Annotated in this window: 31 protein-coding genes and 1 pseudogene; 17 read left to right on the top strand and 15 right to left on the bottom strand. The window is 56.2% G+C overall.

All coding sequences use genetic code 11. The features are described 5' to 3' along the window. Positions 1–8: 8 nt before the first annotated feature. Together RSAL33209_RS12080 and RSAL33209_RS12075 are read right to left on the bottom strand one after the other, a co-directional pair. Entirely contained in the window at positions 9–692 is a 684-nt protein-coding gene (locus tag RSAL33209_RS12080; protein ID WP_012246106.1) for a potassium channel family protein, read from the bottom strand. Then, complete coding sequence (locus RSAL33209_RS12075) at positions 685–2,088, bottom strand: TrkH family potassium uptake protein (RefSeq protein ID WP_012246105.1); 1,404 nt, start codon at positions 2,086–2,088, stop codon at positions 685–687. Before RSAL33209_RS12075 ends, RSAL33209_RS12080 begins: the two co-directional genes overlap by 8 nt. A gap of 125 nt (positions 2,089–2,213) precedes the next feature. On the opposite strand from RSAL33209_RS12075, the gene RSAL33209_RS12070 reads away from it, so the two are divergent. Together RSAL33209_RS12070 and RSAL33209_RS12065 are read left to right on the top strand one after the other, a co-directional pair. Beyond that, on the top strand, positions 2,214–3,422 hold the full coding sequence (locus RSAL33209_RS12070; protein ID WP_012246104.1) for an acetoin utilization protein AcuC: 1,209 nt from the start codon (positions 2,214–2,216) through the stop codon (positions 3,420–3,422). 34 nt (positions 3,423–3,456) lie between these two features. After that, positions 3,457–3,954, top strand: a complete 498-nt coding sequence (locus RSAL33209_RS12065; protein ID WP_012246103.1) for an ArsR/SmtB family transcription factor — start codon at positions 3,457–3,459, stop codon at positions 3,952–3,954. Between the two features lie 27 nt (positions 3,955–3,981). Here the strand turns inward: RSAL33209_RS12065 and RSAL33209_RS12060 are convergent, their stop codons facing one another. Continuing rightward, positions 3,982–5,157 carry an alpha-hydroxy acid oxidase gene (locus tag RSAL33209_RS12060; protein WP_114597641.1) on the bottom strand — a complete coding sequence of 392 codons (1,176 nt, stop codon included), beginning with the start codon at positions 5,155–5,157 and terminating at the stop codon, positions 3,982–3,984. Between the two features lie 113 nt (positions 5,158–5,270). On the opposite strand from RSAL33209_RS12060, the gene RSAL33209_RS12055 reads away from it, so the two are divergent. The 7 genes from RSAL33209_RS12055 (at position 5,271) to RSAL33209_RS17180 (ending at position 9,800) form a co-directional block, all read left to right on the top strand. Then, positions 5,271–6,002 carry a FadR/GntR family transcriptional regulator gene (locus RSAL33209_RS12055; RefSeq protein ID WP_012246101.1) on the top strand — a complete coding sequence of 244 codons (732 nt, stop codon included), beginning with the start codon at positions 5,271–5,273 and terminating at the stop codon, positions 6,000–6,002. A 109-nt stretch (positions 6,003–6,111) separates the two neighbouring features. Then, complete coding sequence (locus tag RSAL33209_RS12050; RefSeq protein ID WP_012246100.1) at positions 6,112–6,612, top strand: ATP-binding protein; 501 nt, start codon at positions 6,112–6,114, stop codon at positions 6,610–6,612. A gap of 76 nt (positions 6,613–6,688) precedes the next feature. Further along, positions 6,689–6,847 carry a hypothetical protein gene (locus RSAL33209_RS17605; protein ID WP_155116084.1) on the top strand — a complete coding sequence of 53 codons (159 nt, stop codon included), beginning with the start codon at positions 6,689–6,691 and terminating at the stop codon, positions 6,845–6,847. Next, the gene (locus RSAL33209_RS12040; RefSeq protein ID WP_012246099.1) at positions 6,822–8,144 is read left to right on the top strand and encodes a tetratricopeptide repeat protein; all 1,323 of its coding nucleotides are present in this window, start codon (positions 6,822–6,824) and stop codon (positions 8,142–8,144) included. Before RSAL33209_RS17605 ends, RSAL33209_RS12040 begins: the two co-directional genes overlap by 26 nt. After that, positions 8,137–8,889, top strand: a complete 753-nt coding sequence (locus RSAL33209_RS12035) for a response regulator transcription factor (RefSeq protein ID WP_041684763.1) — start codon at positions 8,137–8,139, stop codon at positions 8,887–8,889. Before RSAL33209_RS12040 ends, RSAL33209_RS12035 begins: the two co-directional genes overlap by 8 nt. Positions 8,890–9,391: 502 nt before the next feature. Further along, on the top strand, positions 9,392–9,604 hold the full coding sequence (locus RSAL33209_RS12030; protein ID WP_041684762.1) for a helix-turn-helix domain-containing protein: 213 nt from the start codon (positions 9,392–9,394) through the stop codon (positions 9,602–9,604). A gap of 97 nt (positions 9,605–9,701) precedes the next feature. After that, a complete protein-coding gene (locus RSAL33209_RS17180; RefSeq protein WP_003792170.1) occupies positions 9,702–9,800 on the top strand; it encodes a 30S ribosomal protein bS22 in 99 nt (32 codons plus the stop codon). An 89-nt stretch (positions 9,801–9,889) separates the two neighbouring features. Here the strand turns inward: RSAL33209_RS17180 and RSAL33209_RS12025 are convergent, their stop codons facing one another. Then, entirely contained in the window at positions 9,890–10,702 is an 813-nt protein-coding gene (locus RSAL33209_RS12025) for an HAD family hydrolase (RefSeq protein WP_012246095.1), read from the bottom strand. A 74-nt stretch (positions 10,703–10,776) separates the two neighbouring features. On the opposite strand from RSAL33209_RS12025, the gene RSAL33209_RS12020 reads away from it, so the two are divergent. Together RSAL33209_RS12020 and RSAL33209_RS12015 are read left to right on the top strand one after the other, a co-directional pair. Beyond that, a complete protein-coding gene (locus RSAL33209_RS12020; protein ID WP_012246094.1) occupies positions 10,777–11,025 on the top strand; it encodes a glutaredoxin family protein in 249 nt (82 codons plus the stop codon). Positions 11,026–11,060: 35 nt separating this feature from the next. Next, positions 11,061–11,882 carry a redox-sensing transcriptional repressor Rex gene (locus RSAL33209_RS12015; RefSeq protein ID WP_012246093.1) on the top strand — a complete coding sequence of 274 codons (822 nt, stop codon included), beginning with the start codon at positions 11,061–11,063 and terminating at the stop codon, positions 11,880–11,882. Here RSAL33209_RS12015 and RSAL33209_RS12010 read toward each other — a convergent pair. The 3 genes from RSAL33209_RS12010 to RSAL33209_RS12000 all read right to left on the bottom strand — a co-directional run bounded on the left by RSAL33209_RS12010 (position 11,872) and on the right by RSAL33209_RS12000 (position 14,311). Continuing rightward, positions 11,872–12,618, bottom strand: a complete 747-nt coding sequence (locus tag RSAL33209_RS12010; RefSeq protein ID WP_145962082.1) for a DUF6264 family protein — start codon at positions 12,616–12,618, stop codon at positions 11,872–11,874. The two genes, RSAL33209_RS12015 and RSAL33209_RS12010, sit on opposite strands and share 11 nt — an antisense overlap. Before the next feature lie 117 nt (positions 12,619–12,735). Next, positions 12,736–13,476 (bottom strand): hypothetical protein, encoded by a 741-nt coding sequence (locus RSAL33209_RS16445; protein ID WP_080503880.1) that lies wholly within the window; start codon positions 13,474–13,476, stop codon positions 12,736–12,738. 283 nt (positions 13,477–13,759) lie between these two features. Continuing rightward, a complete protein-coding gene (locus tag RSAL33209_RS12000; protein ID WP_012246090.1) occupies positions 13,760–14,311 on the bottom strand; it encodes a YceI family protein in 552 nt (183 codons plus the stop codon). A gap of 181 nt (positions 14,312–14,492) precedes the next feature. On the opposite strand from RSAL33209_RS12000, the gene RSAL33209_RS11995 reads away from it, so the two are divergent. From RSAL33209_RS11995 to ccsB, 5 genes are all read left to right on the top strand, one after another. Continuing rightward, positions 14,493–15,155 carry a histidine phosphatase family protein gene (locus RSAL33209_RS11995; RefSeq protein ID WP_041685725.1) on the top strand — a complete coding sequence of 221 codons (663 nt, stop codon included), beginning with the start codon at positions 14,493–14,495 and terminating at the stop codon, positions 15,153–15,155. A 73-nt stretch (positions 15,156–15,228) separates the two neighbouring features. Continuing rightward, positions 15,229–15,930, top strand: a complete 702-nt coding sequence (locus RSAL33209_RS11990; protein WP_012246088.1) for a TlpA family protein disulfide reductase — start codon at positions 15,229–15,231, stop codon at positions 15,928–15,930. Further along, positions 15,923–16,672, top strand: a complete 750-nt coding sequence (locus RSAL33209_RS11985; RefSeq protein ID WP_041684760.1) for a cytochrome c biogenesis CcdA family protein — start codon at positions 15,923–15,925, stop codon at positions 16,670–16,672. Before RSAL33209_RS11990 ends, RSAL33209_RS11985 begins: the two co-directional genes overlap by 8 nt. Then, positions 16,672–18,360 carry a cytochrome c biogenesis protein ResB gene (gene resB / locus RSAL33209_RS11980; RefSeq protein WP_012246086.1) on the top strand — a complete coding sequence of 563 codons (1,689 nt, stop codon included), beginning with the start codon at positions 16,672–16,674 and terminating at the stop codon, positions 18,358–18,360. Before RSAL33209_RS11985 ends, resB begins: the two co-directional genes overlap by 1 nt. Further along, positions 18,360–19,451 carry a c-type cytochrome biogenesis protein CcsB gene (gene ccsB / locus RSAL33209_RS11975; RefSeq protein WP_012246085.1) on the top strand — a complete coding sequence of 364 codons (1,092 nt, stop codon included), beginning with the start codon at positions 18,360–18,362 and terminating at the stop codon, positions 19,449–19,451. The genes resB and ccsB overlap by 1 nt, the downstream gene beginning before the upstream one ends. Positions 19,452–19,454: 3 nt before the next feature. On the opposite strand, the gene RSAL33209_RS11970 is transcribed toward ccsB, so the two are convergent. Continuing rightward, positions 19,455–19,808: a PLDc N-terminal domain-containing protein gene (locus RSAL33209_RS11970; protein ID WP_012246084.1), complete on the bottom strand. Its 354-nt coding sequence runs from the start codon at positions 19,806–19,808 to the stop codon at positions 19,455–19,457. A gap of 107 nt (positions 19,809–19,915) precedes the next feature. Between RSAL33209_RS11970 and RSAL33209_RS11965 the strand changes: the two genes are divergently transcribed. Then, a complete protein-coding gene (locus RSAL33209_RS11965; protein WP_012246083.1) occupies positions 19,916–20,263 on the top strand; it encodes a DUF4229 domain-containing protein in 348 nt (115 codons plus the stop codon). 17 nt (positions 20,264–20,280) lie between these two features. Here RSAL33209_RS11965 and RSAL33209_RS11960 read toward each other — a convergent pair whose 3' ends face one another. The 7 genes and pseudogenes from RSAL33209_RS11960 to RSAL33209_RS11940 all read right to left on the bottom strand — a co-directional run bounded on the left by RSAL33209_RS11960 (position 20,281) and on the right by RSAL33209_RS11940 (position 26,340). Continuing rightward, positions 20,281–21,180, bottom strand: coding sequence for a 1,4-dihydroxy-2-naphthoate polyprenyltransferase (locus RSAL33209_RS11960; RefSeq protein ID WP_012246082.1), 900 nt, complete (start codon positions 21,178–21,180; stop codon positions 20,281–20,283). Positions 21,181–21,247: 67 nt separating this feature from the next. Further along, positions 21,248–22,357: an AMP-binding protein gene (locus tag RSAL33209_RS11955; RefSeq protein ID WP_041685721.1), complete on the bottom strand. Its 1,110-nt coding sequence runs from the start codon at positions 22,355–22,357 to the stop codon at positions 21,248–21,250. Between the two features lie 27 nt (positions 22,358–22,384). Then, positions 22,385–23,296 (bottom strand): 1,4-dihydroxy-2-naphthoyl-CoA synthase, encoded by a 912-nt coding sequence (locus tag RSAL33209_RS11950; protein WP_041684758.1) that lies wholly within the window; start codon positions 23,294–23,296, stop codon positions 22,385–22,387. A 97-nt stretch (positions 23,297–23,393) separates the two neighbouring features. Next, complete coding sequence (locus tag RSAL33209_RS20075) at positions 23,394–23,648, bottom strand: glycoside hydrolase family 95-like protein (protein WP_411740999.1); 255 nt, start codon at positions 23,646–23,648, stop codon at positions 23,394–23,396. Positions 23,649–23,660: 12 nt separating this feature from the next. Beyond that, positions 23,661–25,109 (bottom strand): annotated as a pseudogene (locus RSAL33209_RS20070) (glycosyl hydrolase family 95 catalytic domain-containing protein); the annotation flags it as partial. 132 nt (positions 25,110–25,241) lie between these two features. After that, positions 25,242–25,793, bottom strand: a complete 552-nt coding sequence (locus RSAL33209_RS16430) for a glycoside hydrolase N-terminal domain-containing protein (protein ID WP_114597640.1) — start codon at positions 25,791–25,793, stop codon at positions 25,242–25,244. A 109-nt stretch (positions 25,794–25,902) separates the two neighbouring features. Next, entirely contained in the window at positions 25,903–26,340 is a 438-nt protein-coding gene (locus tag RSAL33209_RS11940) for a VOC family protein (RefSeq protein WP_041684757.1), read from the bottom strand. Between the last annotated feature and the right edge of the window lie 239 nt (positions 26,341–26,579).

Here is a 26,579-nt window from a genome sequence, read left to right as displayed (position 1 = left end):
CTGCGAAGTTAGGGCCTGGCAGCAAAACGTTCTAATAAGTCGACATGCCCAGAGACGATCAGCATGTCGCGGGAGGACACCTTGGTGTCTGGCTGCGCATAGGTGAAATCCTCGCCGGGCGACTTTACGCCAACAATCGTGACGCCGTACTTGGACCGAACTTTGGACTCTTCCAAAGTGAAGCCCTGCGTCTCTTTTGGTGGGTGCATCTTGACGATCGCGAAGTCGTCGTCGAACTCGATGAAGTCCAGCATCCGGCCGGAGACCAAGTGCGCGGCGCGGACTCCGGCGTCGGCCTCGGGGTAGATCACGTGGTTCGCACCAATCCGGGTCAGGATTTTGCCGTGCGACTGGGTGATCGCTTTGACCCAGAGGTGCTCAATGCCTAGATCGACCAGGTTGACCGTGATCAGCACACTGGATTCGATGGAGGTTCCCACACCAACGACGGCGGAGTTGAAGTCTTGCGCACCAAGTTGGCGCAGCGCGTCGATGTTGTTCGCATCTGCCTCGACGACGTGGGTTAGCACGCCAGCCCATTTCTGTACGAGTGCCGGATCGTGTTCGATGGCCAGCACCTCACGGCCCTGTTTAACCAGCTGCTCTGCGGTGGCGGAGCCAAATCTGCCCAGTCCGATGACTAGAACCGGTGCATTGTGCGCGGGTCGTTGCGACCCTGATTTCTCAGCCAATGATCGGCCTTTCTTCTGGGTAGTGGAACAGTTGTCGACGCTGACGTAGCGCCAATGCAGCGGCAAGCGTAATGGTGCCAACGCGACCGGCAAACATCAGCAGTGAAAGCACATAGACGCCCGCGGGTGGCAGGTTGCTACTCAAGCCGGTACTGAGGCCAACGGTTGCGAAAGCGGAAATCGACTCGAACAGTACCTTGTCCAGTGGAGCGCCGCTGATCATGATCAGGGCTCCGGTTGCCAGCAGTACAAAAGTCGCGCCCATCACGATAACGGAAATTGCCACTCGCATGGTGCCCTGCGGAATGGTCCGGTCGTAAGCTTTCACATCCGAGTCGCCGCGAGCTTCGGCGACAATGGCCAAGAACATCACCGCAAGGGTGGTCACCTTGATGCCACCGGCGGTGGACGCCGAGCCACCGCCAGCAAACATTAACGCATCGGTGAAAAGCCTGGAAACTGGCTCCATCGAGTTCATATCCACCAGATTGAAGCCGCCAGATCTGGTCATAATTGACGCAAATACCGAATGCAGCAGCTTATCGCCGAAGGATAGGCCGCCAATGGTGTTGCTCCATTCGAAGGCCGCAAATCCCAGCATGCCGACCACTACCAAGATGATTGAAACCTGCATCGTGAGCTTGGTGTGCAAATTCCAGCGCGAGATTCGAAAACCCTTGGAGAGCAGCACCATCATCACTGGGAAGCCCAACGAACCAAGGAACACGCCTACCATCAGCGGCGTCAAAATCCAGGGATCTGCTTCATAAGGCACTAAACCGTCGCTATGCGGGGTGAAGCCGGCGTTGTTGAATGCAGAAATTGAATAGAAAGCGGCATGCCAGATCGCTTGCCAAAAGGATTCACCGAGGATCATGAACCGGGGCGCAAGCACTAACGCCAGCAAAACTTCAATCGCCACTGAGGTGGTGATGACGATCCGCAACAGCGTGCCAACTTCGCCTAGTTTGCTGGCATTCATCGCTTCCTGCGCAATGAGCTTCCCGCGGACGCCCAAGCGTTTAGAAACCATGAGAGCCATCAGCGAGGCCAGAGTCAGAATGCCCAAACCGCCGACGAAGATTGCGATGAGGATCACCAACTGGCCGAAGAACGACCAGTGCAGGGCGGTAGAAACTGTGGTCAAGCCGGTGACACAGACTGCGGAGACTGCGGTGAAAAGAGCATCGTGGAGCGCGGTGACCTGGCCCTTTGCCGAAGAGATTGGCAAAGTGAGCAGCGTGGTGAAAAACATGATCACCAAGGCGAAGACGATGAGTGCCAAGCGGGCAGGGGACGAGTTCGCCACCGAGTCAATGAAGTCTCGGAGTACGCCAATGAAAGCAAAGCGCCCGCGCTCGGTTGGCGGATGCCAGCCAGGTTGACCCTTGGCCATCGTAGGTAAAACTTTCTGCCTGCGGAATTTGTTGATCTGACAAGTAGTAAATCACCTTTGCGGCATATTCATGCAAGCATGAGCCAATTGCGCGGCTGTGCGGCAGATCACGTAGCCTGTCAGAGATGGTTCCATCTCTTGCCGCAAACACTCCACTGCCCAACACTTGCGTGGTCTGGGCTCCTTCGCTGACTGCTTACAACTTTGGTCCGGGCCACCCGATGGCGCCGGCTCGATTGGCGTTGACGGCTGAGCTTTCCGAGCAGCTAGGGCTATTTGACCGCGATGCTGTGACCGTGGCTGAACCCTATGTCGCCAGCGATTTGGAGCTGCTGAGCGTGCACGACGCCGAATATATTGCGGCCGTGCGTTCAGTCAGCGCAAATCCGCATCCGGTGCCAGAACGTGGTTTGGGAACCGTTGATGACCCGGCTTTCGCCGGCATGCATGAAGCAAGTGCCCGACTAGTTGGTGGGTCGCTGCGAGCAGCGCAGGCGATTTTGGCTGGAACGGCGCAGCGTGGCGTGAATTTTTCCGGCGGTATGCACCATGCGGACCGTGGCTCCGCCAGCGGGTTCTGCATTTATAACGACGCTGCCGCAGCGGTTCAGCTGTTGCTCGACTCTGGCGTCAACAGCGTCGCCTATCTAGACATTGATGCTCACCATGGCGACGGAACTCAGAACATTTTCTATAACGATCCACGCGTTCTGACCGTATCGCTGCATGAATCAGGTCTGTCGCTTTTTCCAGGCACCGGATTTGCTAATGACACTGGTGGGCCGCGGGCGGTCGGCACGGCAGTAAATATTGCCTTGCCCGCATATACCGGCGACGGCGGTTGGTTGCGTGCCTTCCATGCGGTGGTTCCACAGGTAGTGCGGGCCTTTGGGCCAGAGGTTATTGTGTCCCAGCACGGCTGCGATTCACATCGATCTGACCCTTTGACCCATCTGAACACTACTGTGGATGCGCAGCGCGAAGCCGCCATGAGTATTGCTGCGCTCGCGGATGAACTTTGCGAAGGGCGCTGGTTGGCTACCGGCGGTGGCGGCTACAGTGTGGCAGATGTTGTGCCAAGGGTGTGGGCGCATCTGGTGGCGATTGTTTCTGGCCGGCCAATTCCGCTCCGAGAGCAGGTCCCGGAGCTTTGGCGGGAGCGAGTGAAAGCTGCTTTTGGCGAAGAAGCTCCGAATCTAATGGGCGATGATGCGGATCTTTGGTGGCGATCCTGGGAAGTTGGCTACAACCCTGCGGACGCGGTGGATCGAGCTATTATGGCGACGCGCAAGGAAATTTTTCCGCTCTACGGCTTGGATCCGTGGTTTGATTGATGCCTTTTGGCGTATATATCGCTAGGGTAGTTCCATGGTGAACGAAGATGTCTTTACCGTGCTCGCTGAACGCACGCGGCGCGAAATCCTTACGGCGCTTCAAAAGAGCGACAAGGCAGTTGGCGAACTGGTCGAAGAACTCGGCGCGAGTCAGCCAACAGTATCCAAACATTTACGCGTGCTCCGCGAGGCTGGTCTCGTTTCGATGCGCGCTGAAGGGCAACGACGTTTTTACAAACTCGTGCCGGCACCACTGGCAACTGTCGCTGACTGGCTTGAAGACTTTGGTGTTGCGACGCCGGGGTGGTCTTTGACGGCAAGCGAGGCCCAGGGCGTAAATGCCGGATTAACCGGCGCTAGGCACCCCGCCTCAGCTTCGACTGCGCCGGCCAACTTTGAATCTCCAGAGGTCGAAGATCCAGAGTCGATGCCGCAACAGATTGGCCGCAGCGTTGGTCGAGCCGCAACAAAGGCGGCCGATCTTATTGCAAACCTGCCGAAGTTCGGTCGCCGCAAAGAGACCCAAAACTAACTTTGCTGATCTAGTCTTCGCTAGAAGTCAGATCGAGTCGGCCCGTTGATTGACGTGGTCTGGATTGAGATCACTGATTTTCGTCACGCCTAGCAGCGTCATGGTGCGAACCATCTCGGTGCGCAGAATCTCCAATGAGCGCGCAACTCCGCGCTGACCGCCGGCCATCAAGCCATACAGGTATGCGCGTCCGATGAGGGTGAAATCGGCGCCGCTGGCTATCGCGGCAATAATGTCACCACCGCACATAATGCCCGTATCCATCATGATTGTCGCTTCGGTGCCAACCGTTGCACGGACCTTCGGAATCAGATGAAATGGCAGCGGCGCCCGGTCTAATTGCCTGCCACCGTGATTGGAAAGCACTACGCCATCGGCACCGTGGTCGATTGCTTTTTGGGCATCGGTGACGGATTGAACTCCCTTGACCAAAAGATTTCCGTGCCAGTTTGCGCGGAGCCAGTCTAGATCTTGGTAATTCAGTCCGGTGTTGAAGGTATTGCTAAGCAACTCTGAAACAGTGCCGTCGAAACTGCTCAACGAAGAAAATTCCAAGGGCGATCTAGTCAGAAAGTTGAACCACCAGGCGGGTCGATACGATGCGTTAACAATGGTTTTCAAGGTCAACTGCGGTGGAATGGTCATGCCATTGCGAACGTCGCGTAATCGCATGCCGCCAACCGCAGTGTCCACAGTCAGAATGATCGTGTCGTTGCCAGCGGCGGCCGCCCGTTGGATGAGCGCAAGATTGCTTTCAACATCTCGCGTCGCGTAAAGCTGGAACCAGCGCCGAGCCGTTGGCGCGTGTGCAGCAACATCGTCGATTGAAGCGGTGCCCAGAGTGGACAACGTATAGGGAATCCCAGCTGCCGCGGCGGCGGCGCTGCCAGCATATTCGCCCTCGGATTGCATCAATCGGGTGAACCCGGTGGGGCCAATACCGATCGGCATCGAAGAGGTTTTGCCAAAGATCTTGGTGTTGAGATCCACCTTGGAGACGTCGTGGAGCACTTCGGGGTTGAACTCAAGATGGTCGAACGCCTGCCGGGACCGATTCATCGTAATCTCGCGGTCTGCGGCACCGTCGGTGTAGTCGAACGGGGCAGCGGGCGTTCGGCGTTTCGCCATTGCGCGAAGGTCCCAAATGGTGCTGGCTTTGGCGAGGCGAGCGTCAGTGCCGAATTGCGGCGCTTTGAATTTCATCAGCTCGGTCAGACTGCCGACGTCGGGTACCCGGCGACGTAGGGCTGGGGGGATGCTCACGATTCTCCTCCGATTAGTGTGGTTGGACCATAGCTTTAGGAGCACTTTATCTTATGTGGTCCTACCACAGGTATGATTTGACGGTGCGGACTCATCAGATGGTGCTCGGCTGGATTGAAGAGCAGCTGGCCTCAGGCGCATTGGCGGTAGGAGATCGGCTGCCGGCAGAACGAGCTCTAGCCGAGAAATTTGGCCTTCCCCGAACATCGATTCGAGAAGCTATTCGTGTGCTTGAAGCGCTTGGCGTAGCCCTGGCCGGCGTTGGTTCCGGCCCCGAATCGGGCACGATTATTACCGCTGAACCATCGCAAGCTCTTGGCTCAATGCTGCGGTTTCACGTGGCTAGCTCGCATTTACCGGTGACTGATGTTGTTCAAACCAGAATTATGTTGGAAAGCTGGGCTTGTTCTCATGCCGATCCAGAATCGCCGGCCCTCGCCGAGGCGGCCAGGCTTTTGGCTGAGATGGCCCAAGTCCAGCCAGCAAACCCGGAGGAATTCTTGTTTCTGGACGTGCAATTCCATTACGCACTAACCGAGGCCGCCGGGAATTCTGTCGTGAGTGCTGTCATGCTTTCGCTACGAGAAGCGATTCGAGATTACACAGCGAGAAATGCGGCTCAGTTGATTAATGCCCCAGAGGTCGCCGTCCGGCTGCACCAAGAGCACAGTGAGCTGTTGACAGCGCTTTTGCGCGGCGAAAACGCTAAGGCCGCTAGCTTGGTGTCCTCGCACATCGAAGGGTTCTACGCCGAAGTGCGCGGGCCCAGAGACTCCGGGCGTTGACGTCGAACAGTTCAGCTAACGGATTCATCTCAATTCAGCCGGTTCAGGCTTAGGCGTGCAAATATTTACCAATACCGTTTGAACCACAATGGGGACTGGGTGACGGCGCATGACACGGGTTGATCGAGCAGAAGAACTAAGCAGGCTTGAACAGACCCACATCGGCCAGGCCGATCAGATTTTGATCGTGACTGGTGAAACGGGGATGGGCAAAACCTTTTTACTAGAGCTGGCTGCGCGCGAGTTTGACGGAGCAGTTCTGGTGCGGGCAAATCCGGCAGAGCTGGCTTGGGAGTACTCGGGCGTTTCAGCGATGTTAGCGGCGATCGATGACCCGCAAGCGCAATTATTGTCAAGTGATTTGGCCTGGGCTGAGTCCGACGGAGCGTTTGCGGCGGCTCGGTCGTTGCTAGCCCATTTGGTCAAAATGCGATTTCCTTCAACGACGGTGATGATCGACGACGTCGACGTTATGGACCAATCAAGCCAAGCGTTGTTGGGGTTCTTGGCGCGAATATTGCATGGAACCGGGCTCAGGTTCATTCTTGGCATGAATTTTGTGGATCCATCGGGCCCATTTGGCTCGCTGCCGCACCTTATCACTCACTGAACTCGACCCAGTTCAAAGCGTTGAACTTGCAACGCGCATTGCCAAGCCAGGAACTGATCCGGCAACCATTCAAATTGTGGCGAACATTGCGGCTGGTGTACCGGTCTATTTGCGGGAGGGCTTGGAAGCACTCACTGAGGCCGAACGGCAGGGGCGCGACCCGCTGGCGTACCCGTTACAGTTTGGTCCACGAGCGGCGACGGCTGCTCGTGCGCTCTTTGCCGGGCAGAGCTGAAGAATCAAGGGCGGCCTTGAAACTTGTTAGCACTGCGCCTGCGCATCACGAACTGGCCGTTCGAGAGCTGCTTGGCGTGCAGCGAAGCGCAATCGATGATCTATTGGCACAACGAGTCCTAGTGCGCACTGGTGAATACCTCGCCATGAGGCAGGCGGTTTTATGTTGCGCAATCTATATTGCATTAGCCGCTGTGAACCGTCAGGAGCTGCATAGCCAGTTGCACACAGTGCACCGGAAGTACGGGTCCAGCTTGGCGCAATGGCATTCAAGTTTCTTACACGACGGCGAAGCGTCGCCACGAATGCTTTTAGAAACCGGATTGCACTTAGTGAGACAGGGCAGCGGAGGGCTCGCCACGGCTTTTGCGGACAGGGCCATTTTACTACTGAGCTTTGAAGCTGAAGAGCTCGCCGACTTACTCTGCGCACTTGGTTCCGCCATGGTCGATATGGGTGAACTTGCCTATGCCGAACGTTATCTGCGCAAGGCAAATGAACTGGTTCGGGGCGATGCCGCAGTAATTGTAGCCACATTGCATCAGCAGATTCGTAGCGAATTTATGCGGAGCCATGAGCTAGACAGCCAGTACATCCCGAGCGCAATGCGGCAATTTGGTGCGCAAGAGCCTGGGCTCTGCGTTCAGTTGTTGTCGATGGTGGCGGTCTTTCACGGCGAGCGCTGGGAAGTTGACGAGGCGCAGCAGATGCTCAATTTGGCGCTGCCATTGCTACCTCAGGTCAACCCAGCGGTGGCTTTTGAGTTCGAAATAGCTTCTGCTTGGGTTGGGGCGCTGACAGGGGATTACCGCGCAGGTGATCGAGTCTCAGAAGCTAGCGCAGAGCAAGCGCTAATTTCGCCCCTGTTTGCGATCCTGTTAGCTCGATCGTGGACTTATGCCGAGCGTTACGAACAAGCTCGGATGCTCTTCGAGTCTCTGTTGAGCCGATCACCAACGTTGGATCCGCTTTGGCTCGAAACTGCGAGGTTTTCCCAGGCTGAGAATGAGATTAGATCTGGTCATTTGCGCCGAGCCGTCAAAAGCATCGAGACCTTGCACGCTTCAAGTGATGTGCAGCAGTTCCATGTCAATTACCTCACTTCGATGCGCGCTTGGTACTGGTTAGCGCAAAATGAACTAGCACGAGCCCAACCCTTTATCGACGCAGTATTTAAAGACGCCAGCGGTAGCCGTAACTCGATAAATGCCAGCCGTATTTCGGCTCTATTGGGGCGATCCGCGCTTTCCCGCGCTGATTTCAGCACTGCATTTGCGGCATTTGTTACGTGTGCGTGAATCCGAATCTTCGAAGCTCAATCCCTCATTTTTGCGGTATGAGGCGGATCTGATCGAGGTCTTGGTTGCCAGGGGGCGTTTTGCCGAGGCGAAACGATTCTTGGCAGATTTTGAACTTCTTGCCCGGAAGACCCATTCATCTTGGGCGGCCATCGCGATCAGCCGTTGCCGAGCGCTGGCAGCTAGCGGAGACTTTTCACTGGATCTGTTCCGACAAGCGATCAAGATCGGCAGAGAGCTTGCTACCGATTATGAGCAGGGACGAACAGTCTTGTGTTTCGCTGAGCGGTTGCAGGAGCTGGGCTATTTGAGTCAGAGCGATCAGCAGCGGATCAAAGCAAAGGCCCTCTTTGACGAGCTCAGTGCACCAGCTTGGCCCGAACGTCGCTGGGGTGGTGCTGAAGGCAAAAAGAACTCGCGGCTGAAACGATTTGGTAAAACAAGCCCGCTATTGAGCATCGAGGTGAGGCAATTGGCACTCCCGGTGTCTGCGGCAGCTAACTCCTTGAATCCGACGTCGGCGGTTACCCAACGGGTGCTTGAGGGTGCTGAACTGACGGCTTCGCTAACCAACGGTGAGCGGCAGGTAGTAGTTCACGTTTTGGCTGGGCTGCGAAATAAAGAGATTGCGGCGCTGCTGGAGGTGTCATTGCGAACTGTGGAAACTCGGCTGACTAATGTCTACAAGAAAACTGGAGCGTCATCGCGAGCCCACCTCGTGTCCTTGGCAAGCGAGACGCGGTAGCTGGCGGTGTGAAGGGTGCGGTGGTTGGCAACCGAATTATTAACAACCACCGCACGCCAAACAATGTGCGCATTTGAATTACTTCCTCGCCCCCAATATCCGCCAGGAAGGAATTCAGCCAGGCTAAATCGACGAGGTTCGCAGGTGGAACAGCGATTCGGATTGCGAAATGCTCGTTTTATTAGCTGACTTACAGTTATAGCCTTCAAGATTGACCAAATCGGTTGTGCTTGGTGGTTAACCACAGCTCGGGGCCAGGAAGAGGCAAACGGACCTCACGAGGTCGCTGGAATGTTACAAATGAAGCGATACTAGCGGTTAGCTGGGGCCAGCGTCTGATAGCTGGAAGTCGTGTCGCTAAGCATTTGCTGTGTAAAGTTATGGTAAAAACTTTCACTTTAGTCACTCCAGCATCTAGAGTATCTCTGAACGGTTGGTTGACTCGTTGAGGACCGCACCGTCTAGGGTTGCGGTTTTAATCTTCCAGCGAAGGATTCATGATATGGCTGAGGCGAATAGCTTCTCGAACGTGCGATTTCTGACAGTCGCCGAAGTGGCCGATGTCATGCGCGTGTCCAAAATGACTGTTTACCGGATGGCTCATTCGGGTGAGCTTCCAGCCATCCGATTCGGGCGTTCTTTTCGCGTTCCAGAGAACGCGGTAAACGAGCACTTAGGGTCATTAGGAATCCAAGGTTCGGCGGACAGTGCCTGAAGGCTGTACCCTGTTAAGGATCCAGTCGGACATTAAGTAAGACATCTGGCCTATGCAGCGTCAAGCTGTTGCCAGAATAGACGTTTGTGAGGACTTTGTGGGTTCAGTTATTAAGAAGCGCCGCAAGCGGATGGCGAAGAAGAAGCACCGTAAGCTGCTTCGTAAGACCCGTCACCAGCGCCGTAATAAGAAGTAGCTCGGCGTAAGAGCGCTTAAGGCCCGTCACCTAGTGGCGGGCCTTTTCAGCGTGCGCTGACTTTATTGCTTAAGATGGCGTCGGTTAGGTCAATGCCGGCGGATTCGGCTGAACCCTCGCCATAGTCCATAGATAGCCCCGGCTCCAGTAGCAATGCGCAAGCCCAAAGTGGCTGCACGCCGTCCGGCGCGGAAATCGTAGATCGGCCAGTTGTTGTCACGTGCATGGCGACGCAACTTAGCATCCGGGTTGATTGCCACCGGGTGCCCTACCAGCGACAACAACGGAACGTCATTGAAAGAGTCGCTGTAAGCCCAGCTTCGGGCTAGATCGAGCTGATGTTCTTTAGCTAGATTTTCAACGGCCACAGCTTTCGCTGGTCCGTGGAGAATATCGCCCACTAGCCTGCCGGTGTAAACGCCGTCTTCAACCTCGCCGACTGTCCCCAGCGCTCCGGTGAGGTGAAGCCGCGAAGCAATGACCTCGGCCACCTCCACCGGGGTAGCGGTGACTAGCCAAACTTTGCGGCCCACGCGTAAATGCTGCTCAGCAAGAGCCCTTGCGCCGGGCCAGATCTTAGATGCGATCATCTCGTCGTAAACTTCTTGGCCAACGTTGGCAATAAAGTCCGTGGTGATTCCTGCGGCAAGTGTCAGGGCCGAGTTCTGCACCGAATGGATGTCTTCCATATTCTCTCCGCGCAAAATAAATTTCAGCTGCTTCCAGGCAAAACCACTGGCCTGACGCAAGGTAAACGCTTTTTTTTGGTACATCTTGCGGGCTACATGGAAGAGGCTGGCGCCGCGCATCAGCGTGTTATCGACGTCGAAAAAGGCGGCTTCACCGGAGTGACCCACGGTAGCCGAGGGCTGCTCGGCGACTTGGGTATTCACTTCGGGCATGCTTTGAGTTTAGTCAGTCTTTGCGCTGTGCCTAAAGTTCCCGCGCTGGAGTCGGCCTGAAGTAGTGTGATGAGATGCGCCAAGACGCCGTGATTTTGCTGGTAAAACCCAATTGCCATTTGTGCGAAGATGCCCGAGCGGTAGTGCACGAGGTGACCGCAGAATTCGGCGTAGCCTTCAGCGAGCTCTCAATCGCCGAAGACGTTGACCTAGCTACGAAGTATGTCGATGAAGTACCGGTGCTCTTGATCGACGGGATACAACGTGATTTCTGGACGATCGACCCCGTTCGGCTGCGAAGGTTGCTTGCGGCTCGAAACTAGAGCCTTTTGGGATTGGGTGCGCCCAGGATCTAAAGTTGGATAAACCCTCTGCGGTCTCTGGTAGCTGCATACGCTCTGCGTTTGAACGGGTGCTAGTCATTGTCGTTATCTATATGTCTGGAGCGTTCGTGGCCGAACAGATCCCGGCGGGAGCCTCGCAGAGCGCCATCACGGGCTCTGTCAGCCCTGGACCGGATGCTGAGGTGCGAGCCCTGCCGCCGGCCACTGTGGCCCGGCTAACGCTCTATTTACGGGCATTGAATAACTTGCTGGCAGAAGGAGTGGAGCGCGTCTCCTCCGAGGAACTCGCCGAAGGCTCCGGCGTCAGCTCAACGAATGTTCGTAAGGATCTTTCGTACTTAGGCTCTTATGGGACCAGGGGAGTGGGCTACGAAGTTCCATATTTGAGTCGACGGATTTCTGGAGCGCTGGGCTTGAGCCAGGATTGGCGAGTTGCCATTGTCGGTGCCGGTAACTTGGGGCGAGCCTTGGCACGCTACGCAGGATTTGAAACCCGAGGGTTCGACGTCGTCGCACTTTTCGACGCGGACCAAATGGTTGTTGGCCAGGAAGTTGGCTGGCTGGGGGTGAGCGATGTGACCGATTTGGAGTCAGTATTTGCTCGTACCAAAGCCAATATGGTGGTGCTAGCCTTACCGGCGCAAGTCGCCCAAGAGATGTGTGATCGGGTCATAGCCGCTGGCGTGCACAGCATACTCAGCTTTGCGCCGGTGATGTTGCAAGTTCCGGACTATGTGAATTTGCGCAAGGTCGATATGGCTACCGAGCTACAGATTTTGGCGTATCACGCCCAAAGCCTCCCGGAGCCGGGCGAAAGCAGCGCGACTAGCGCTTAAAGTACTCGCTACTCGCGGCCATCCAGCAGTAACCGATGCCAATTGCGCCTAAGGCTACTTGCACAATCGACAACGGGCTTAGCGAGATCAACATGAGCAGCGACAAAACAGCCATCACGGTGCCAAGAACTCTGGCCCAGTTCCGTCCAGCCCTGATCTTGACCGCAATCCAGATGTAGAGGCCAATGCTGATCGCGTAAAAAACAAAGCTGAACGCTATAGCCATGTTGACAACAGAATCACCAAGCCCTGATTCGCCGTACTGGACCATTGTTTGTTTCGCAATGTCGCGAAGCTGCGAAATATTAAGCACGGCGAACAATGCCGCAGCGAACTGGATAACCCCGGCAAGCAAAATCATGACGAAAGCACGTTGCACCAAACGCGGAGCCACCTTTGGCTGGGCATTCGGTTGCGGGTAGTTCGGGTAGCCGGTCGGAGCCGAACTTTGGTTGAATTGGCCAGCTTGCGGGGTGTAATTCGGCTGATTGAACGGCGCGGCTTGGCTCGGCTGCTGAGCAGGCACTTGCTGTTGGCTCGATACTTGTTGTTGGTTCGGCGGCACGAAGCCTTCCGGAGCATACTGGCCGTATTTTGGCACACCAGGGGCAATTTCTGCGTAATGACCGCGAACGGATGGCGTAGCTGCTGTAGTACCCGAATCTTCGGCGGCAGGACGCTGGGATTCTGGCTCGTGTGACTCAGGTACTTGGGGCTGCTGTGGAGGCGTACTCATAGCTTGTCCTTGCTTGTTCGCTTGCTGGCTGCTTTGCACCTTCCGGGCAACAAAAAGCGGGCCGAGGCAGGTTATTCAACCTTACCTCGACCCGCTCAAGTACTAGAGGTGCTGCCGTTAGGCTGCAGTTCCCTTTCGGGCGTTGAACCAGGCGGTGGATTCCGGAAGCCACATGAAGACGGTAGCGACAATGCCAATCAGGCCAAGTCCTGCGCCGAAGAACAACATGATGAAGGAGACTACGGCCAAGATGGTCAATGCCATCCGGGGCCACTGCAAGCCTTCTTTGAGCTTCATCGCGCTGACCACAATTGCCGCGATCACCACCACGGCGATGATCGAAACAATGATGCCTTTAATGCCTTCTGCGGTGTAGTTGAATGAGGCGCCAAAGATGGTGTCTGTTCCTCTACCCAATAGCGCGAAGGAAAAGATCAAGCCGAAGATCGTGGTGAGGAGCCAAATGCCCGCGCCAATGATCCAGATCAGATACGAGACCTTGAGCATCGTCGGTAGTCCATTGACATTAAAGATTCCGGAGAATCCGCCCTTTGGCATCACATCATTAATGGACTTCGGTGCATCAGCAGGCATTTCAAACTTGAACTCGCTGCCCTGGGTTGCTGGCTGGCCCTGCTGACCCGGCTGCTGATACTGGGGCTGCTGCGGAGTACCGTAAACAGGTTGCTGGTATTGCGGTGGTGGCGGAGCAGCTTGACCAGGTTGCTCGGGCGTCCCGTACCCGGGGGCTTGCGGCGCCTGCGGTTTGGGGTTGTACGCCGGAGCGCCCTCGCCTGGCTGTTGAGGAGGCTGGTAAGCCGGTTGGCCTTCGTTAGGGTTTTCTGGGGTTGTACTCATGGCAATTACTGTATTGCGCAATGTAGCTTTTGCATAGAGTCCGGGAGCCGCATTAGCGCAAAAAATTTTCGCTAATTTACGGGGTTTTCCCGAAATTATCTCCGGCCATTGCTCGAATATTGACTGGAATGGCATTCATTTACTGACGTGGCGCCCCGAAAATATGCCTCAACTGGCACGAATCTGGCAAATTCCGTTGCTTCAGGCTAGAAAACCGTGCGTCGAACCCCGGTAGGCCAGGATTCGACGCACGGTTGACAAAAAAGTCGCGAAATATTTCGAATTAGTCCGCGACGAATTCCGCTTCGATGCTAATGGTGACTTTATCGCCGACTAGTACGCCGCCAGCTTCCAGCGCAGCATTCCAAGTCAGGCCGAATTCTTTCCGGCTAATGGTGGTCTGGCCGCTGAATCCTGCCCGGCTGGTGCCGAACTGATCTACCACTGCGCCGTTGAATTCAGTTTCAAAGGTCACCGGGTGGCTTACGCCGCGAATGGTGAGGTCACCGTTGAGGGCGTAGGTTTCACCCTGGCAGGAAATTGAGGTGGAGGTAAAAGTTAGCTCAGGGAACTGCTCGGAGTCCAAGAAGTCGCCGCTGCGCACGTGCGCGTCCCGGTTTGCATCGCCGGAGGAGAAGCTCTCCGCCTTGATGCTCACGGTAACGGAGGAGTCGCCCAGGGTTTCGCCTACGGTTGCCGTTGCCGTGACCTCGCCAAATTTTCCACGAACTTTTGAAATTCCAGCGTGCCGAACGGAGAAGCCCACTTCGCTGTGTGAGTTGTCCAAGTTCCAAACGCCGGTGTTTAGGCCTGCGGGGATGCTTTCGATAGTCATGCAATAACTCCTTGACAGTGTTCAATCGCGGGCGATCGAAGCTTTCTGTGCCGACGGATTCGCCTTCATTGCTTACTAGAATCATGCAAACGCATCTTTTATTCCAGTGTCTGAGAAAGTTCTCAGTAAACTAGGTGCTGAACGGCAAGATGAGGTGCAACTGGTTTGCGATACTAGAAACATGCCCCTTGCCACCGTCCATCTGTTGCGCCACGGCGAAGTTTTCAATCCGCACGGTGTGCTCTACGGCAGACTTCCCGAATTTCATCTCTCCGATCGTGGCGTAGCCATGGCGGTGCTCGCCGCCGAATTTTTTCAAGCGCAAAGAAAAAAAGGTGCCAAGATTGTCGATCTTGCTGCCTCGCCGCTGACCAGAGCACAAGAGACGGCGCAGCCAACGGCCACGGCGCTTGGCCTAGAAATTGGTACCGACCAGAACTTGATTGAGGCCGGAAATAACTTTGAAGGCCTTAAGGTTTCGCCGTCCGAGTTGCTGAAGCCTGTTCATTGGAAGCAACTCGTCAATCCTTTCAAGCCGTCATGGGGCGAGCCCTATACAGAGCAAGCACATCGGATGCGGTTGGCGATCGACGCCGCTCGCGACCGGGCGCTGACCCTCGGTGGATCGGGGGCACAATCGATTTTGGTCAGTCATCAACTGCCGATTTTGGTCAGTAGGCTCAGCGCCGAACGTCGCAGGCTCTTTCACGATCCGCGCCGGCGTGAGTGCAATCTGGCCTCGGTCACCTCGATCGATTTCGACGGCGATCGCATTGTGACGGTGCGTTACCAGGAGCCCGCGGCCGCCTTGTACCCCGTTTCGGTTGCCGGTCTGCGCAAATGACTCAGGGTTTGGGCTCGGTCTAGCCATGCGGGACAATTGAATTTCGACGCGTTGTAGAATACTCGATAGACCGATGAACTTGGATGGGCAGGACCCGGTGGCCGAAACTTCGAAAACCACGACCTCGCGTAGGCGCGGCACCCTGAGACGCCGTGCCATTTTTGCCGCGGCGGCGGTCTCAGCGGCTCTGGTTTTGAGCGCCTGCACCGCGAACGATCCGTTGGCGCAACAAGCCAAAGCTGGCTATGACAAAAACTACATAGCCGGCGATGGCTCCGTGACCGAATACGCGCTAGGCAAGCGGACCGATCCGGTTGACTTCACCGGAAAACTTTATGACGGCACGGAAATTGCCTCGAAGAGCTTTGAGGGCAAAGTTACCGTACTCAATTTCTGGTATGCAGCATGTGCCCCCTGTCGAGTAGAAGCGCCAGATCTTGAAGCGCTAAACAAAGAACTGAGCCCTCAGGGGGCAGAGTTTTATGGCGTCAATATTCGCGATTCTGAAGGAACTGCGACGCCGTTTATGCGTACCTTCAACTTGAGCTACCCAAGCTTCAACGATAAAGACGGCGCGGTATTACTAGCTGTTGCAGCGCAAGTTCCACCAGCCGCAGTGCCCACGACGTTGGTGCTAGATAAGGACCGTCGCGTTGCGGCCAGGATCTTAGGCTTAGCTGACAAGAGCACGCTCAAAGCCCTTATCACCAGCACGCTTGCAGAGTCCGGGGCTACTGAAAGCGGCGCTGCCTCGCCAACGGAAAAAAGTGAATAACCCTTTCGCTGAAGCGATTCAAAGCGGTTCCTTGCTTTTAGCCTTGCCCGTTGCGTTACTTGCCGGCCTAGTTTCTTTCCTCTCACCCTGTGTTCTGCCGCTGGTCCCCGGTTACCTCGGATATGTCACGGGACTGACCGGCGTCGACTTGGCACAACAACGTCGTGGCCGGATGCTGCTCGGAATATCCCTATTTGTCTTGGGATTCACTGTGGTGTTTGTGGCGCTTGGCACCGCGCTTGGTGCGATCGGCGTCTGGTTTTCCACTAATGCTGGCTGGATCACTCAGGCGATGGGCGCCGTCGTCATCGTCTTGGGCATTGTGTTTATCGGTGGATTCGGCCTTTTTCAACGTGAAGCGCGAATTCATGCCAAGCCGCGCGCCGGGCTATGGGGTGCGCCCATCTTGGGTCTGACCTTTGGTCTAGGGTGGGTGCCGTGCATCGGGCCAACGTTGAGCGCCGTGCAATTGCTGTCCTACTCGGGTGGAACTACGGCGGCACAAGGTGCATTGTTGACCTTTGTCTACTGCCTGGGCCTGGGACTACCCTTTTTGCTTATTGCACTTGGCTTCCGGCGCGGCATGGGGGCGTTGGATTTCTTCCGCAAACATAAGCTGCTGCTGCAACGAATCGGTGGTGGCATGCTCATCCTCGTGGGGGCATTGATGTTGAGTGGAATTTGGAACTACCTGATCAACCAGCTGCAAGGCTGGATCATCGTAGTTAAGTTTCCGATCTGATGGGTAGGGCATTGAGTTCGAAAAAGACTGAGCCGTCAACGGAGAAAACTCAGGACAACGTCGCACTGCCAAAATTGGGCTTGTGGGGTACGCTGCGTTGGGTCTGGACCCAGCTGACGAGCATGCGAACAGCGTTGTTCTTACTGCTCCTATTGGCCGTGGCGGCTGTGCCAGGATCGCTCTTCCCGCAACGGGTTCAGGGCGCCTCGGTGGTGACGAAGTACATTAAGGACAATCCGGTCTCTGGGCCGATTATGGATTGGTTCAAACTCTTCGACGTCTTCTCTTCGCCGTGGTTCTCTGCCATCTACATCCTGCTTTTCATTTCACTTATCGGCTGCGTGGTACCGCGGGCAAGGCAACACTACAAAGCGATACGCTCCGTACCGCCGCGCACGCCAGCCAGGCTTTCTAGGCTGCCTGAATATGGCACGCTGCAGATCCCAGCCGCTACCGGCCTCAACGCGCAAGAAGCGATTGAACAAGCCGCAGCCGCGCTGAAGAAGCGTGGTTATCGGGTGGATATCCGAGCTGGTGAGCGGCCTAGTGTTGGTGCCGAGCGCGGCTTTTTGAAAGAAGTAGGAAACCTGCTTTTCCACGTTTCCCTTATCGGTGTATTGGTCGCGGTTGCTGTTGGGGGGCTTTTTGGTTTTTCCTATCAGCGGGTTCTGGCGGTGGGAGATACTTTCGTCAATAACCTGACCTCGATCGACTCATTCACTAAGGGCACCAACTTCAACCCGGATTGGCTCAAGCCGTTCTCGGTTCAGTTGGATAGTTTCAATATTCAATTTGACCGCAATGCGGCATCGAAAAAGGTGCAGCCCTTGGACTTCACCGCTGCGGTGACGGTCAAAGATTCACCCACTGCACCGGCCGAGAAGCAGGAGCTCAAGGTCAATGAGCCAATCGAGATTGGCAGCACCTCGATCTACTTGCTGGGCAATGGCTACGCACCGCACTTCACGGTCAAAGATGGCAATGGCAATGTGGCATTTTCAGACTGGGTCGTCGGAAAGCTCCAAGATCCGGATTACACCTCATCGCTCACCATCAAAGCGCCAGACGCGAAACCTGATCAGCTTGCCTTCTCAGGTTTGTTTTTGCCCACGGCTTTCAAAAACGCTGACGGTCTAGACATCTCAATGGATCCTGATCCTGGTAATCCCAAGGTGTTGCTCAACTCGTATTTCGGCGACTTGGGCTTAGATTCTGGTACACCGCAGAACGTTTTCATCTTGGACGCCTCAAAGCTCACCCCGTTGAACGACCGAAAACTCCCGACTGGTGGGATCAGCCTGACTGGTGGGCAGACGTATCAACTTCCGGATGGCAAAGGTTCAATCACTTTCGACAACTTGACTCGGTACATCGGCATCGAAGTTCGAGACAACCCCGGACAGTCGTATGCGCTGGTTTTTGCCATGACGGCGTTGCTCGGCTTGCTGGTTTCGCTGTTCTTGTCTCGGCGCCGAGTGTGGGTCCGTACCGGTACCCACAGCGACGGTCGAGTAATGGTGGAGTACGGCTTTTTGGCTCGGGGCGAGGACTATCGACTAGCTGCAGAATCGGCCAGCCTACGCACTCAACTGGTCAAGGCGTGGAATATCTCGGAGAATAGCGAACAGGGCAACGCGGCTTCGGCGGAGAAAACAGCAGCTGAAGCCCCGGGAACGAAGGAAGACTAATGCCAGAGATTAACGAATCATTGGGCCAGTACAGCGAGCTTTTTGTGCTGTTGGCCGGCGTAACCTACGCGGTGGCGTTCTGCGCCTTTGCCTGGGATCTGGTGGTTTCAAGCCGGACGACCCGGGCAATTGAGACGCGTACCGAAGACGCTCGCGCATCGGTAGTTGCGGCGCCTAGAGCGACTATGCTAGCCGCAGCCGAGTCAAGGACCGTTAACGGCACGACGACGGACCTGGCAGAGCGCCCCACCAGCCATGGCAATACCGGCTCAGCCGAAAAAGCCGGCCAACTCGCTGATGAGTCAATGCGGTACGGCGGCGAGCGTCGAGCTGCTGCTCGGGTAGCGGTTGCGCTGACGATCTTGGCAGTAGTCATTCACGGTGCTGGCGTGATCACCCGTGGTGTTGCTGCTGGTCGAGTGCCGTGGGGCAATATGTACGAGTTCTGTACTACCGGCGGGTTTTTGGTAGCCGCGGTTTTCCTCATTGCACTGCTCTGGCGTGATCTGCGCTTCTTAGGCACCTTCGTTATTGGTCTTGTGCTGGTCATGGTGGTTGCTGCCTCAGTGGCATTCTGGGTTCCGGTGGGGCACTTAGTTCCCGCACTGCAGAGTTACTGGTTGGTCATCCACGTTTCAATTGCGGTACTTTCTGCCGCACTATTTACGCTGACCTTTGCCATGAGTGTGTTGCAGCTGATTCAGTCCCGCCGCGAAATTGCGCTGGCTTCCGGTCGGCGTGATTCGCTGCCGTTCATGCGGCTTTCGCCCTCGGCTTTGAGCCTTGAGAACCTCTCCTACCGACTCAACGCCGTCGCCTTTGTGGGCTGGACCCTGACGTTGATCTTTGGCGCAATCTGGGCTGAAAAGGCCTGGGGTCGGTACTGGGGCTGGGACACCAAAGAGGTCTGGACCTTTGTGATTTGGGTCGTTTACGCCGGTTACCTGCACGCCCGGGCTACGCGTGGCTGGACGGGCACCCGTGCTGCCTGGCTTTCCATCGTCGGTTGGGCCTGCGTGGTGTTCAACTTCACCGTGGTGAATATTTTCTTCCAGGGCTTGCACTCGTATGGTGGCGTCGCGCCCAGCTAAACGTTAGGAATCTTGGTCGCGGAGTTGCCGCTCGCGTTCTTCGAGTTCGTCGCGGAGTTGCTTGAGTCGGGCTTCTTCGGCTTTTTGCTTGCGCGTGACGTCTAGGTTCCGCAGGAACTCGGCGTCGTCATCGGGTGCCACTATGGTGGGCTGGCTCCGAACGGCAGAAGCAGTACCGTATTGCAGGCGGCCCAGGAAAAACCACAGCACAAAGCCGATGATCGGCAAGATGATGATAATCAGCGCCCACGCGGGCTTGGGCAAGCTGCGAATATGGGACGCTTCGCTGCGGATGCAATCGATCAGGGCATAGAGCTGGATTCCCACGACGATCAGGAGCGGCAAGTAACGGAGCATGCTCTATTCTAGCCGAGCTGGCTGAAACTCCAGACACTTCGAGCTAACCGCTAGTCGGCAGCAAGCGGCCAAAGCCGTTACTCAGCGAAGGCGGGTAGAATAGCCAGGTGGCGTTTTGGAAATATTTTCTGATCAGGGTGGCGGTCTTCGTACCGCTCTTCATCATCTTCTATATTTTTGGCTTGGGCGCGATCTTCTCAGCGATCGCCGGGGCCTTGATTGCTTTTTGCGTGGCGTATCTTTTCTTCCGCAAACAGCGTGATGCGGCAGCAGCCTCAATCAACTACGCCTTCTCAGCAGACGCACGTAAAGAACGTGCCCTTAAGCGCAGTAAAGACGGCGCAGCTGAGGATTCGTTGATTGCCGAAAATCCCGGCCTCACGATCGATGCCGATAAGAAACCGGCAAAAAATACTGATCAAACCGGCCGAATTCCAAAGGATTTCCTCGCCTAATCGGCGCTATACCGTGTTCAGAAACCTTTGCTGAGCACCAGAGCCAAGCCGTAAAGCACGCTGAAACCCAAATTGATCAGACCGGTCTGTTTAAGAACTGGAATAAGCGCCTTGCGAGTTTTTCCAGAGAGCATAATCCAGCTGGGCAACAAGGTTGCTGGGACTAAGAGCAGCACGATGAGCAACCACGGATGCTCGCCCAGCATCACCAGTGGTAGCAAGATCGCGATGGCTAAAAAGAGCACATAAGACCTGCGCGCGTTTCGATCGCCTAGGCGGACCGCTAAGGTACGTTTGCCGGCTTCTTGGTCGGTAGGAATATCTCGGACGTTGTTGGCCATCAAAAGCGCTACCGCAATCAGACCAGTGCCCACTGCGCCGATGACCGCTTCCCAGCCAAGCCGACCCGCCTGCGTGTAGGTAGTGCCCAAGGTGGCGACCAGACCGAAGAAGACGAAAACAAATACATCGCCCAAGCCGAGGTAACCGTAAGGGTTCTTACCGCCAGTGTAGCCCCAAGCGGCGAGCGCACAGCCTGCGCCGATCAACAAAAGCCACCAAGCTTGCGAGAGCAGCACTAATCCCAGACCGGCAACCATGGCCACAGCAAAGGTGCTAAAAGCCGCATATTTGACTTGCTTTGGCGAAGCGACGCCGGAGCCAACCAGCCGGAGTGGTCCGACTCGAACGTCATCAGTACCGCGAATACCGTCGGAATAGTCATTGGCGTAGTTGACGCCAATTTGCAGGAACAGCGCTACGACGGCGGCCAAAATCGCGTTGAGGAGCAAGAACGAGCCCAAATGGTAGGCCGCTGCGGAGCCGATGATGACTGGAGCCACAGCCATTGGCAGCGTGCGCAGTCGAGCGCCCTCGATCCATTGGCCGAAAGTTGGTCGACGTTGTGCGCTGGCCACGGGAGTCCTTTCTTAGACTGCTTGAGATCTAAGCGGATTGCTTGGTGTTGCTGGAGAATATCGGCTTCTATTCTCGCTGATTTTCTGCTTCGAGTTGCGATAGCAAGCTCAGCCTGTCCACTTTGCCTTGTGGGAGCAGCGGTAGTTGCTCAAGGACGAGGAACGTTTTCGGTATTGCATGGCGTGCGAGGACGTCAGCGGCTTGAGTTTTCAAGGCGAGAATATTAAGGTGTTCTTCAAGGACGACGGCGGCTACAACCTTCTGCCCCCAGTCCCGATCGGCGACGCCGGCGACGAAAACATCGCGGACGCCGTCAATCGCCTGAAGAGCCTGCGCCACTGAACGCGCGGAAATCTTTAACCCGCCGGAAATGAGCACGTCGTCGGCCCGGCCCAGGATCCGCAGCGCGCCGTCGTCGTCAAAGGAGCCAAGGTCACCGGTGCGGTACCACCGGGCGCCTTCGATCGTCTCAAACACTTCGGCGCTGCGCTCGGGATCGCCTAGATAACCATCGGCAATGGTCGCGCCGCCGAGCCATACCGTGTTGTGGCCGTGTAGCCCCTCGCGTACCGCTACTTCGACGCCGTCCAGCGGTTCGCCGTCGTAAACGCAACCGCCGCAGGTCTCCGCGCTGCCATAGGTGGTCACTACGTTCAGCCCAAATTCCCGGGCCTGGGCTAAAAGTCGCTCACTAGCGGGTGCGCCACCGAGCAGAATCGCATTGAAACGTCGCAGTACCGGCAGCGCTTCGGGTACGTCTAACAGTCGCTGCAATTGCGTTGGTACCAAGGAGGTAATACGGAAGGGGTCAATCATTTCCTGCGCGGCGGTAATGAATGCCTTTGGGCTGAACGCACCACACATCACTTCCGGCCGGGTACCGGCGAATAACGAACGGACCAGAACCTGGACGCCAGCGACATAATGTGTTGGCAAAGCCAAAAGCCATTGTCCTTCGCCGCGCAGCGCAATTGCAGTGCCCATGCTCGAAGCCGCAAGGGCTTCGACGCTGAGCATGGTTTGTTTCGGCTGACCTGTTGAACCAGAAGTTCCGACGACTGCGGCGATGCCCTCGGGCGCGGGCACGAGTTCGGCGACTTCTGGGCTGAAGCGGACGGCAGGGCCTTCGCCAGCTAGCGCCGCTGCGAGGGCTTTGAGTATTTCGTCGGTATGCATGGTGATGCTCACTTAGAAGTCGCCCGTTTAGAAGTAATACGGGAAGTTTTGCCAGTCCGGATCTCGCTTTTCCAAGAACGCATCTCGGCCTTCTACCGCTTCATCGGTCATATAAGCCAGGCGAGTTGCTTCGCCGGCGAAGACCTGTTGACCGGCCAAGCCGTCGTCGGCCAGATTGAAAGCGAATTTGAGCATCCGAATCGCTTGCGGTGACTGCCTGGCAATATCTGCGGCATATTGCAGTGCAACGTTTTCCAGTTCAGCATGCGGAACAGCTTCATTCACTGCGCCCATGGCGACCATGTCATCCGCCGAGTACTCGCGGGCCAAAAAGAAGATTTCGCGGGCGCGTTTTTGCCCGATTTGCCGAGCCAGTAATGCCGAGCCATAGCCGGCGTCGAAACTTCCCACCGTGGCATCTGTCTGTTTGAACTTGCCATGTTCTTTCGACGCGATCGTGAGGTCCGCCACCACGTGCAGCGAATGCCCGCCACCTGCTGCCCAACCATTGACCACGGCAATAACCACTTTGGGCATGGTTCGGATGAGACGTTGGACTTCCAAAATGTGCAGCCGGCCCGCGCGGGCCGGATCAATGGTTTCCTGGGTATCCCCTTGCGCATACCGGTACCCATCGCGACCGCGGATGCGTTGATCGCCACCTGAGCAGAACGAGTGGCCACCGTCTTTGGGACTGGGCCCGTTACCGGTGATCAATACCGTTGCCACATCTGGCGTCATCCGGGCGTGGTCGAGCGCGCGATAAAGCTCGTCCACGGTGCCGGGACGGAAGGCGTTGCGCACCTCCGGACGGTCAAAAGCTATCCGCACAGTGGGCAGATCAACGCCGTTCTCGTGTTGCCGGTGGTAAGTCAGGTCTTGGAAGTCGCCGAAGCCACTGACAACCCGCCAACGGGTTGCGTCGAAGATGTCTGACATTGATTCGGTGCTTGATTCGCTCACTCGGTTAGTTTACTGACTACGAGGGGTGCTTCGTCTCAACGCAATTGACGCCGTCTCAGTGCAAATGACGCAATCAAAAGGTTTTGAGCGAACCATCTAACATCACCGTTTCACCCTTGGTCAGAGTGAGCGTCTTGCTGAGCCCGGCGTAGCGGACGGTTGTGGCCCCGCCAGCTAGCGAAGTTACTTTCAGCTGAGTCAGTTTGCCCGCGTTCCACCTGAAGTCCAAGGAGAATCCGCCTCGGGCGCGCAAACCGGTAAATGAGCCAGCTGGCCATTCGGCTGGTATCGCGGGCAGTACATCGATGGTGTTCAACGTGCTTTGCATGAGCATCTGGATGATTGCATGTGCGCCGCCAAAGTTGCCGTCAATTTGGAATGGTGGGTGTGCGTCAAAGAGATTCGGGTAGACGCAGCCACCGCCGGACATCTCGATTTTGTCCCGGCTGGAAGGGACCGGATTTAGTAGATTTTTCAGCCCCGCCATCGCCTTTTGCGAATCACCAAGAGTCGCCCAGCAATTGGCACCCCACGCTGCGGACCAGCCGGTGGGTCCGATGCCGCGGGCAGCGAGCGAAACCCTTGCCGCTGCCGCTAATTCTGGCGTGGTTCCTAGGGAAATTCGGTCGCCGGGAAACAGCCCGACTAAATGCGACAGATGGCGATGCGTGTTGGTTTTGACGTCCTTGTCGTTGTACCACTCTTGGAGCTGCCCCCAAGAGCCTATTGACGGTGTGTGGAGCTGATCGCGAAGGGCTGCTGCGGTGCTTTGATAGGCGGCGTCTCGGCCTAGGATCTGCGCGGCTTGGACGTAGTTGTTGAAGGCCATCCAAGCGAATTCTTGATCCATGCTGACGCCGTCTTCGTGATAAAACGCCACGGTCTCGAAGCCAACTTTGGTGTTCCGCCAAGCCTGCCCGATTGTCTGTTCAGGTGACCAGGAATCGGTTACCACTAGCTTGCCTTTGCCGTCATCTACCAAGATGTCTTCTAGATACTGGCAAACCTCAATCTAAAGCGGGTAGACCCGCTTTAGATATTCTTGGTCCAAGGTATAGGTGTAGTGATCCCAGAGGTGCCAGGCGTACCAGGCCGATCCGCTGGGCACCCATTCCCAGCCCATACCGCCGTCGATATTGTGCGAGACGCGCACCGTCCAGCCTCGCACCGGCGTGCTGGTGCGAGGCTTGCGCACTTTCGCCTGGGTCAAGGTCCGCCAGGAGGGAATCTGGCTTTCTAACAGGGTAAGCAGAGGTTCGAAGGTCTCGCCAAGTCCGGCTGGATCGTTGAGCCAGTAACACATCTGCACGTTGATATCGGTGTGATAGTCCCTGTTCCAGGGCGGAGTATTTGAGTTGTTCCAGATCCCTTGCAAATTGGCTGGCAAGGAGCCTGGCCGGGAACTGGAGATCATCAAATATCGACCGAACTGGTAGTACAGGCCATATAAGGCGAGGTCCGGCGTGGTCTTATTGTCGGTGACTCGTTGGAAAGTGTCTTTTGCCAATTGCACATCGGTTGAACTGCCCAAGTCAATGCTCTGTCGATTGAAGAGCCGCTGGTAGTCCTTGACGGGTGCAGCCTTGAGCGTGTCGAAGGAGCTCCAGGAAAGGCCATCGCCGCGGGCTTTGCAATCGGCGGCCGGGTTGATTCCAGTGCGAAAACTTCGTTGCGCATCAGGTAGATAGTCCGTGCCAGCCGTGATGATCAACAGGAATGAATCGACATTGTTGAAATCTAGCCAGCCGTTGGACGGGGTAACCGTGCCACCTTGCGGCTCAATGCGCACGTTGACCGCAAAAAGTCGGCCATTGGGAAGTTTGTTTGCCAAGGTAATCCAGCAAGAGCGGCCATTACTGTGCATCCCAGAGGCAATCTGCGCCGTGCCGCCGCGATTCTTGCCCGCGCCGCCATCAACAATCTACCAGCGGCCGCTATAGCTGCCTTTTGCAGAGGCGGTGTAAGCGGAGCGCACGGCTTGCGCGGGGTAACTGGCGATAGTTTGTCTGCGGTAGTTGACGCCATTGAGCGAGTAGTCGACGACGGCAACCGCAGTGTTAAGGTCGAGTGTTCTGGCGTAGCCGCTCGCTTTACTGGCATCCTGGTTGAAGTCAATAGAAAACTTGGCGAGCGAGAGGTACTCGCCCATCTGCTCGAAGACCCCGCCGGGATTGGTGCCGCCGCTCCACAACGAGTCCAGGTTGAGTTCTAAGACTTCGCGATTTACCGCGCCGCCGACCAGCGCACCCAAACGGCCATTGCCCAGTGCTAGTCCTTCCATCAGAATCTTGTCTTCAGCGGCGCCCGCTGCGACGTTCAACGCCAGCGAGTTGGAAGCTTCGCTTTGCGTGCCCGTTGCGTAGGCCGATTCGGGTAGCACGCTCGCAATGAGCGGCGCTACCGCGACCATCGAACCGAGTCGAAGGAAGGTCCGCCGATTTGGCGCGGGCTGGGAAAGACTCTGATCATGCACGGAAGATTCCAATCATCAGATGTTTAATAAAATTTCTGCTGATGTTATCCGATTAACCCGTGAATGTGGGCTAAATCACGAATTTTAATCTGATGTATTGCCTCCGGTGCTAGCTAATGCAAAACTCGTTACCCTCTGGATCGGCCATCGTGAACCAGTTGTGTGGACCTTGACTGGCTTCCCAAAGAAAAGTCGCACCGCGAGCTTCAAGCCGGGCGCGGAGCTCATCTTTTGAGTCTTCGCCCAGTCGAACGTCAAGATGGACGCGATTTTTTACCGTTTTGGCTTCCAGGGCGGCTTGGAAGAGAATTCGCTCCCGGGGGCTGGGACCGTCATCGCCTGCTTTCCGAATCGCCGCGCCATCTTTCCAGACCAGAACCCCGTTGTGGAGGCTAGTTTGCTCCTGCGTAGCGAAGCCTTTCGAAATCATGGAACGAATGAATCCCTCGTCGCTTGGCTCCACTTGCCAGCCAAGAGTCTCAGCCCACCAATCGGCCTGCTCGTGCGGAAATCGGGTATCTATCGCAATTTGAATTGAGTACGTCATGGGCATCACGGTACGCGCGCTGCGAGCGAAGCGAAATGTGATTGCGGACATTTTTGGTCCTCAATCGTTTCGGCGATCCGGCTGGCAAGCTGAGCCTGACCTGAAGATGATCATCATTGTTTGATTTGGCGTGACAGCTTAGCCAGTTGGTTTCAGCTGGAAGGCTAGATCCCCAGTAGGGTCTTACTCATGTGCGGACTTGTAGGGTGGGCGTTTATTGACGGACAAGATTCCCAAAA

Source organism: Renibacterium salmoninarum ATCC 33209 (assembly GCF_000018885.1).
Classification (GTDB): domain Bacteria; phylum Actinomycetota; class Actinomycetes; order Actinomycetales; family Micrococcaceae; genus Renibacterium; species Renibacterium salmoninarum.
The sequence above is the reverse complement of the archived record's forward strand: the minus strand, read 5'-3'. Positions and strand labels throughout refer to the sequence as shown.

Bases quoted from the DNA above. Each gene is read 5' to 3' on its own strand.
- RSAL33209_RS12060 (WP_114597641.1), bottom strand. From the start codon at position 5,157: ATGAAATTCAAAGCGCCGCAATTCGGCACTGACGCTCGCCTCGCCAAA.
- RSAL33209_RS20075 (WP_411740999.1), bottom strand. From the start codon at position 23,648: ATGCAAAGCACGTTGAACACCATCGATGTACTGCCCGCGATACCAGCC.
- RSAL33209_RS11950 (WP_041684758.1), bottom strand. From the start codon at position 23,296: ATGTCAGACATCTTCGACGCAACCCGTTGGCGGGTTGTCAGTGGCTTC.
- ccsB (WP_012246085.1), top strand. From the start codon at position 18,360: ATGCCAGAGATTAACGAATCATTGGGCCAGTACAGCGAGCTTTTTGTG.
- RSAL33209_RS12050 (WP_012246100.1), top strand. From the start codon at position 6,112: ATGACACGGGTTGATCGAGCAGAAGAACTAAGCAGGCTTGAACAGACC.
- resB (WP_012246086.1), top strand. From the start codon at position 16,672: ATGGGTAGGGCATTGAGTTCGAAAAAGACTGAGCCGTCAACGGAGAAA.
- RSAL33209_RS12055 (WP_012246101.1), top strand. From the start codon at position 5,271: ATGTGGTCCTACCACAGGTATGATTTGACGGTGCGGACTCATCAGATG.
- RSAL33209_RS16445 (WP_080503880.1), bottom strand. From the start codon at position 13,476: ATGAGTACAACCCCAGAAAACCCTAACGAAGGCCAACCGGCTTACCAG.
- RSAL33209_RS12065 (WP_012246103.1), top strand. From the start codon at position 3,457: ATGGTGAACGAAGATGTCTTTACCGTGCTCGCTGAACGCACGCGGCGC.
- RSAL33209_RS11990 (WP_012246088.1), top strand. From the start codon at position 15,229: ATGAACTTGGATGGGCAGGACCCGGTGGCCGAAACTTCGAAAACCACG.
- RSAL33209_RS11995 (WP_041685725.1), top strand. From the start codon at position 14,493: ATGCCCCTTGCCACCGTCCATCTGTTGCGCCACGGCGAAGTTTTCAAT.
- RSAL33209_RS11940 (WP_041684757.1), bottom strand. From the start codon at position 26,340: ATGACGTACTCAATTCAAATTGCGATAGATACCCGATTTCCGCACGAG.
- RSAL33209_RS12075 (WP_012246105.1), bottom strand. From the start codon at position 2,088: ATGGCCAAGGGTCAACCTGGCTGGCATCCGCCAACCGAGCGCGGGCGC.
- RSAL33209_RS12000 (WP_012246090.1), bottom strand. From the start codon at position 14,311: ATGACTATCGAAAGCATCCCCGCAGGCCTAAACACCGGCGTTTGGAAC.
- RSAL33209_RS12020 (WP_012246094.1), top strand. From the start codon at position 10,777: ATGCGCCAAGACGCCGTGATTTTGCTGGTAAAACCCAATTGCCATTTG.
- RSAL33209_RS12030 (WP_041684762.1), top strand. From the start codon at position 9,392: ATGGCTGAGGCGAATAGCTTCTCGAACGTGCGATTTCTGACAGTCGCC.
- RSAL33209_RS12025 (WP_012246095.1), bottom strand. From the start codon at position 10,702: ATGCCCGAAGTGAATACCCAAGTCGCCGAGCAGCCCTCGGCTACCGTG.
- RSAL33209_RS11970 (WP_012246084.1), bottom strand. From the start codon at position 19,808: ATGCTCCGTTACTTGCCGCTCCTGATCGTCGTGGGAATCCAGCTCTAT.
- RSAL33209_RS11955 (WP_041685721.1), bottom strand. From the start codon at position 22,357: ATGCATACCGACGAAATACTCAAAGCCCTCGCAGCGGCGCTAGCTGGC.
- RSAL33209_RS12010 (WP_145962082.1), bottom strand. From the start codon at position 12,618: ATGAGTACGCCTCCACAGCAGCCCCAAGTACCTGAGTCACACGAGCCA.
- RSAL33209_RS12070 (WP_012246104.1), top strand. From the start codon at position 2,214: ATGGTTCCATCTCTTGCCGCAAACACTCCACTGCCCAACACTTGCGTG.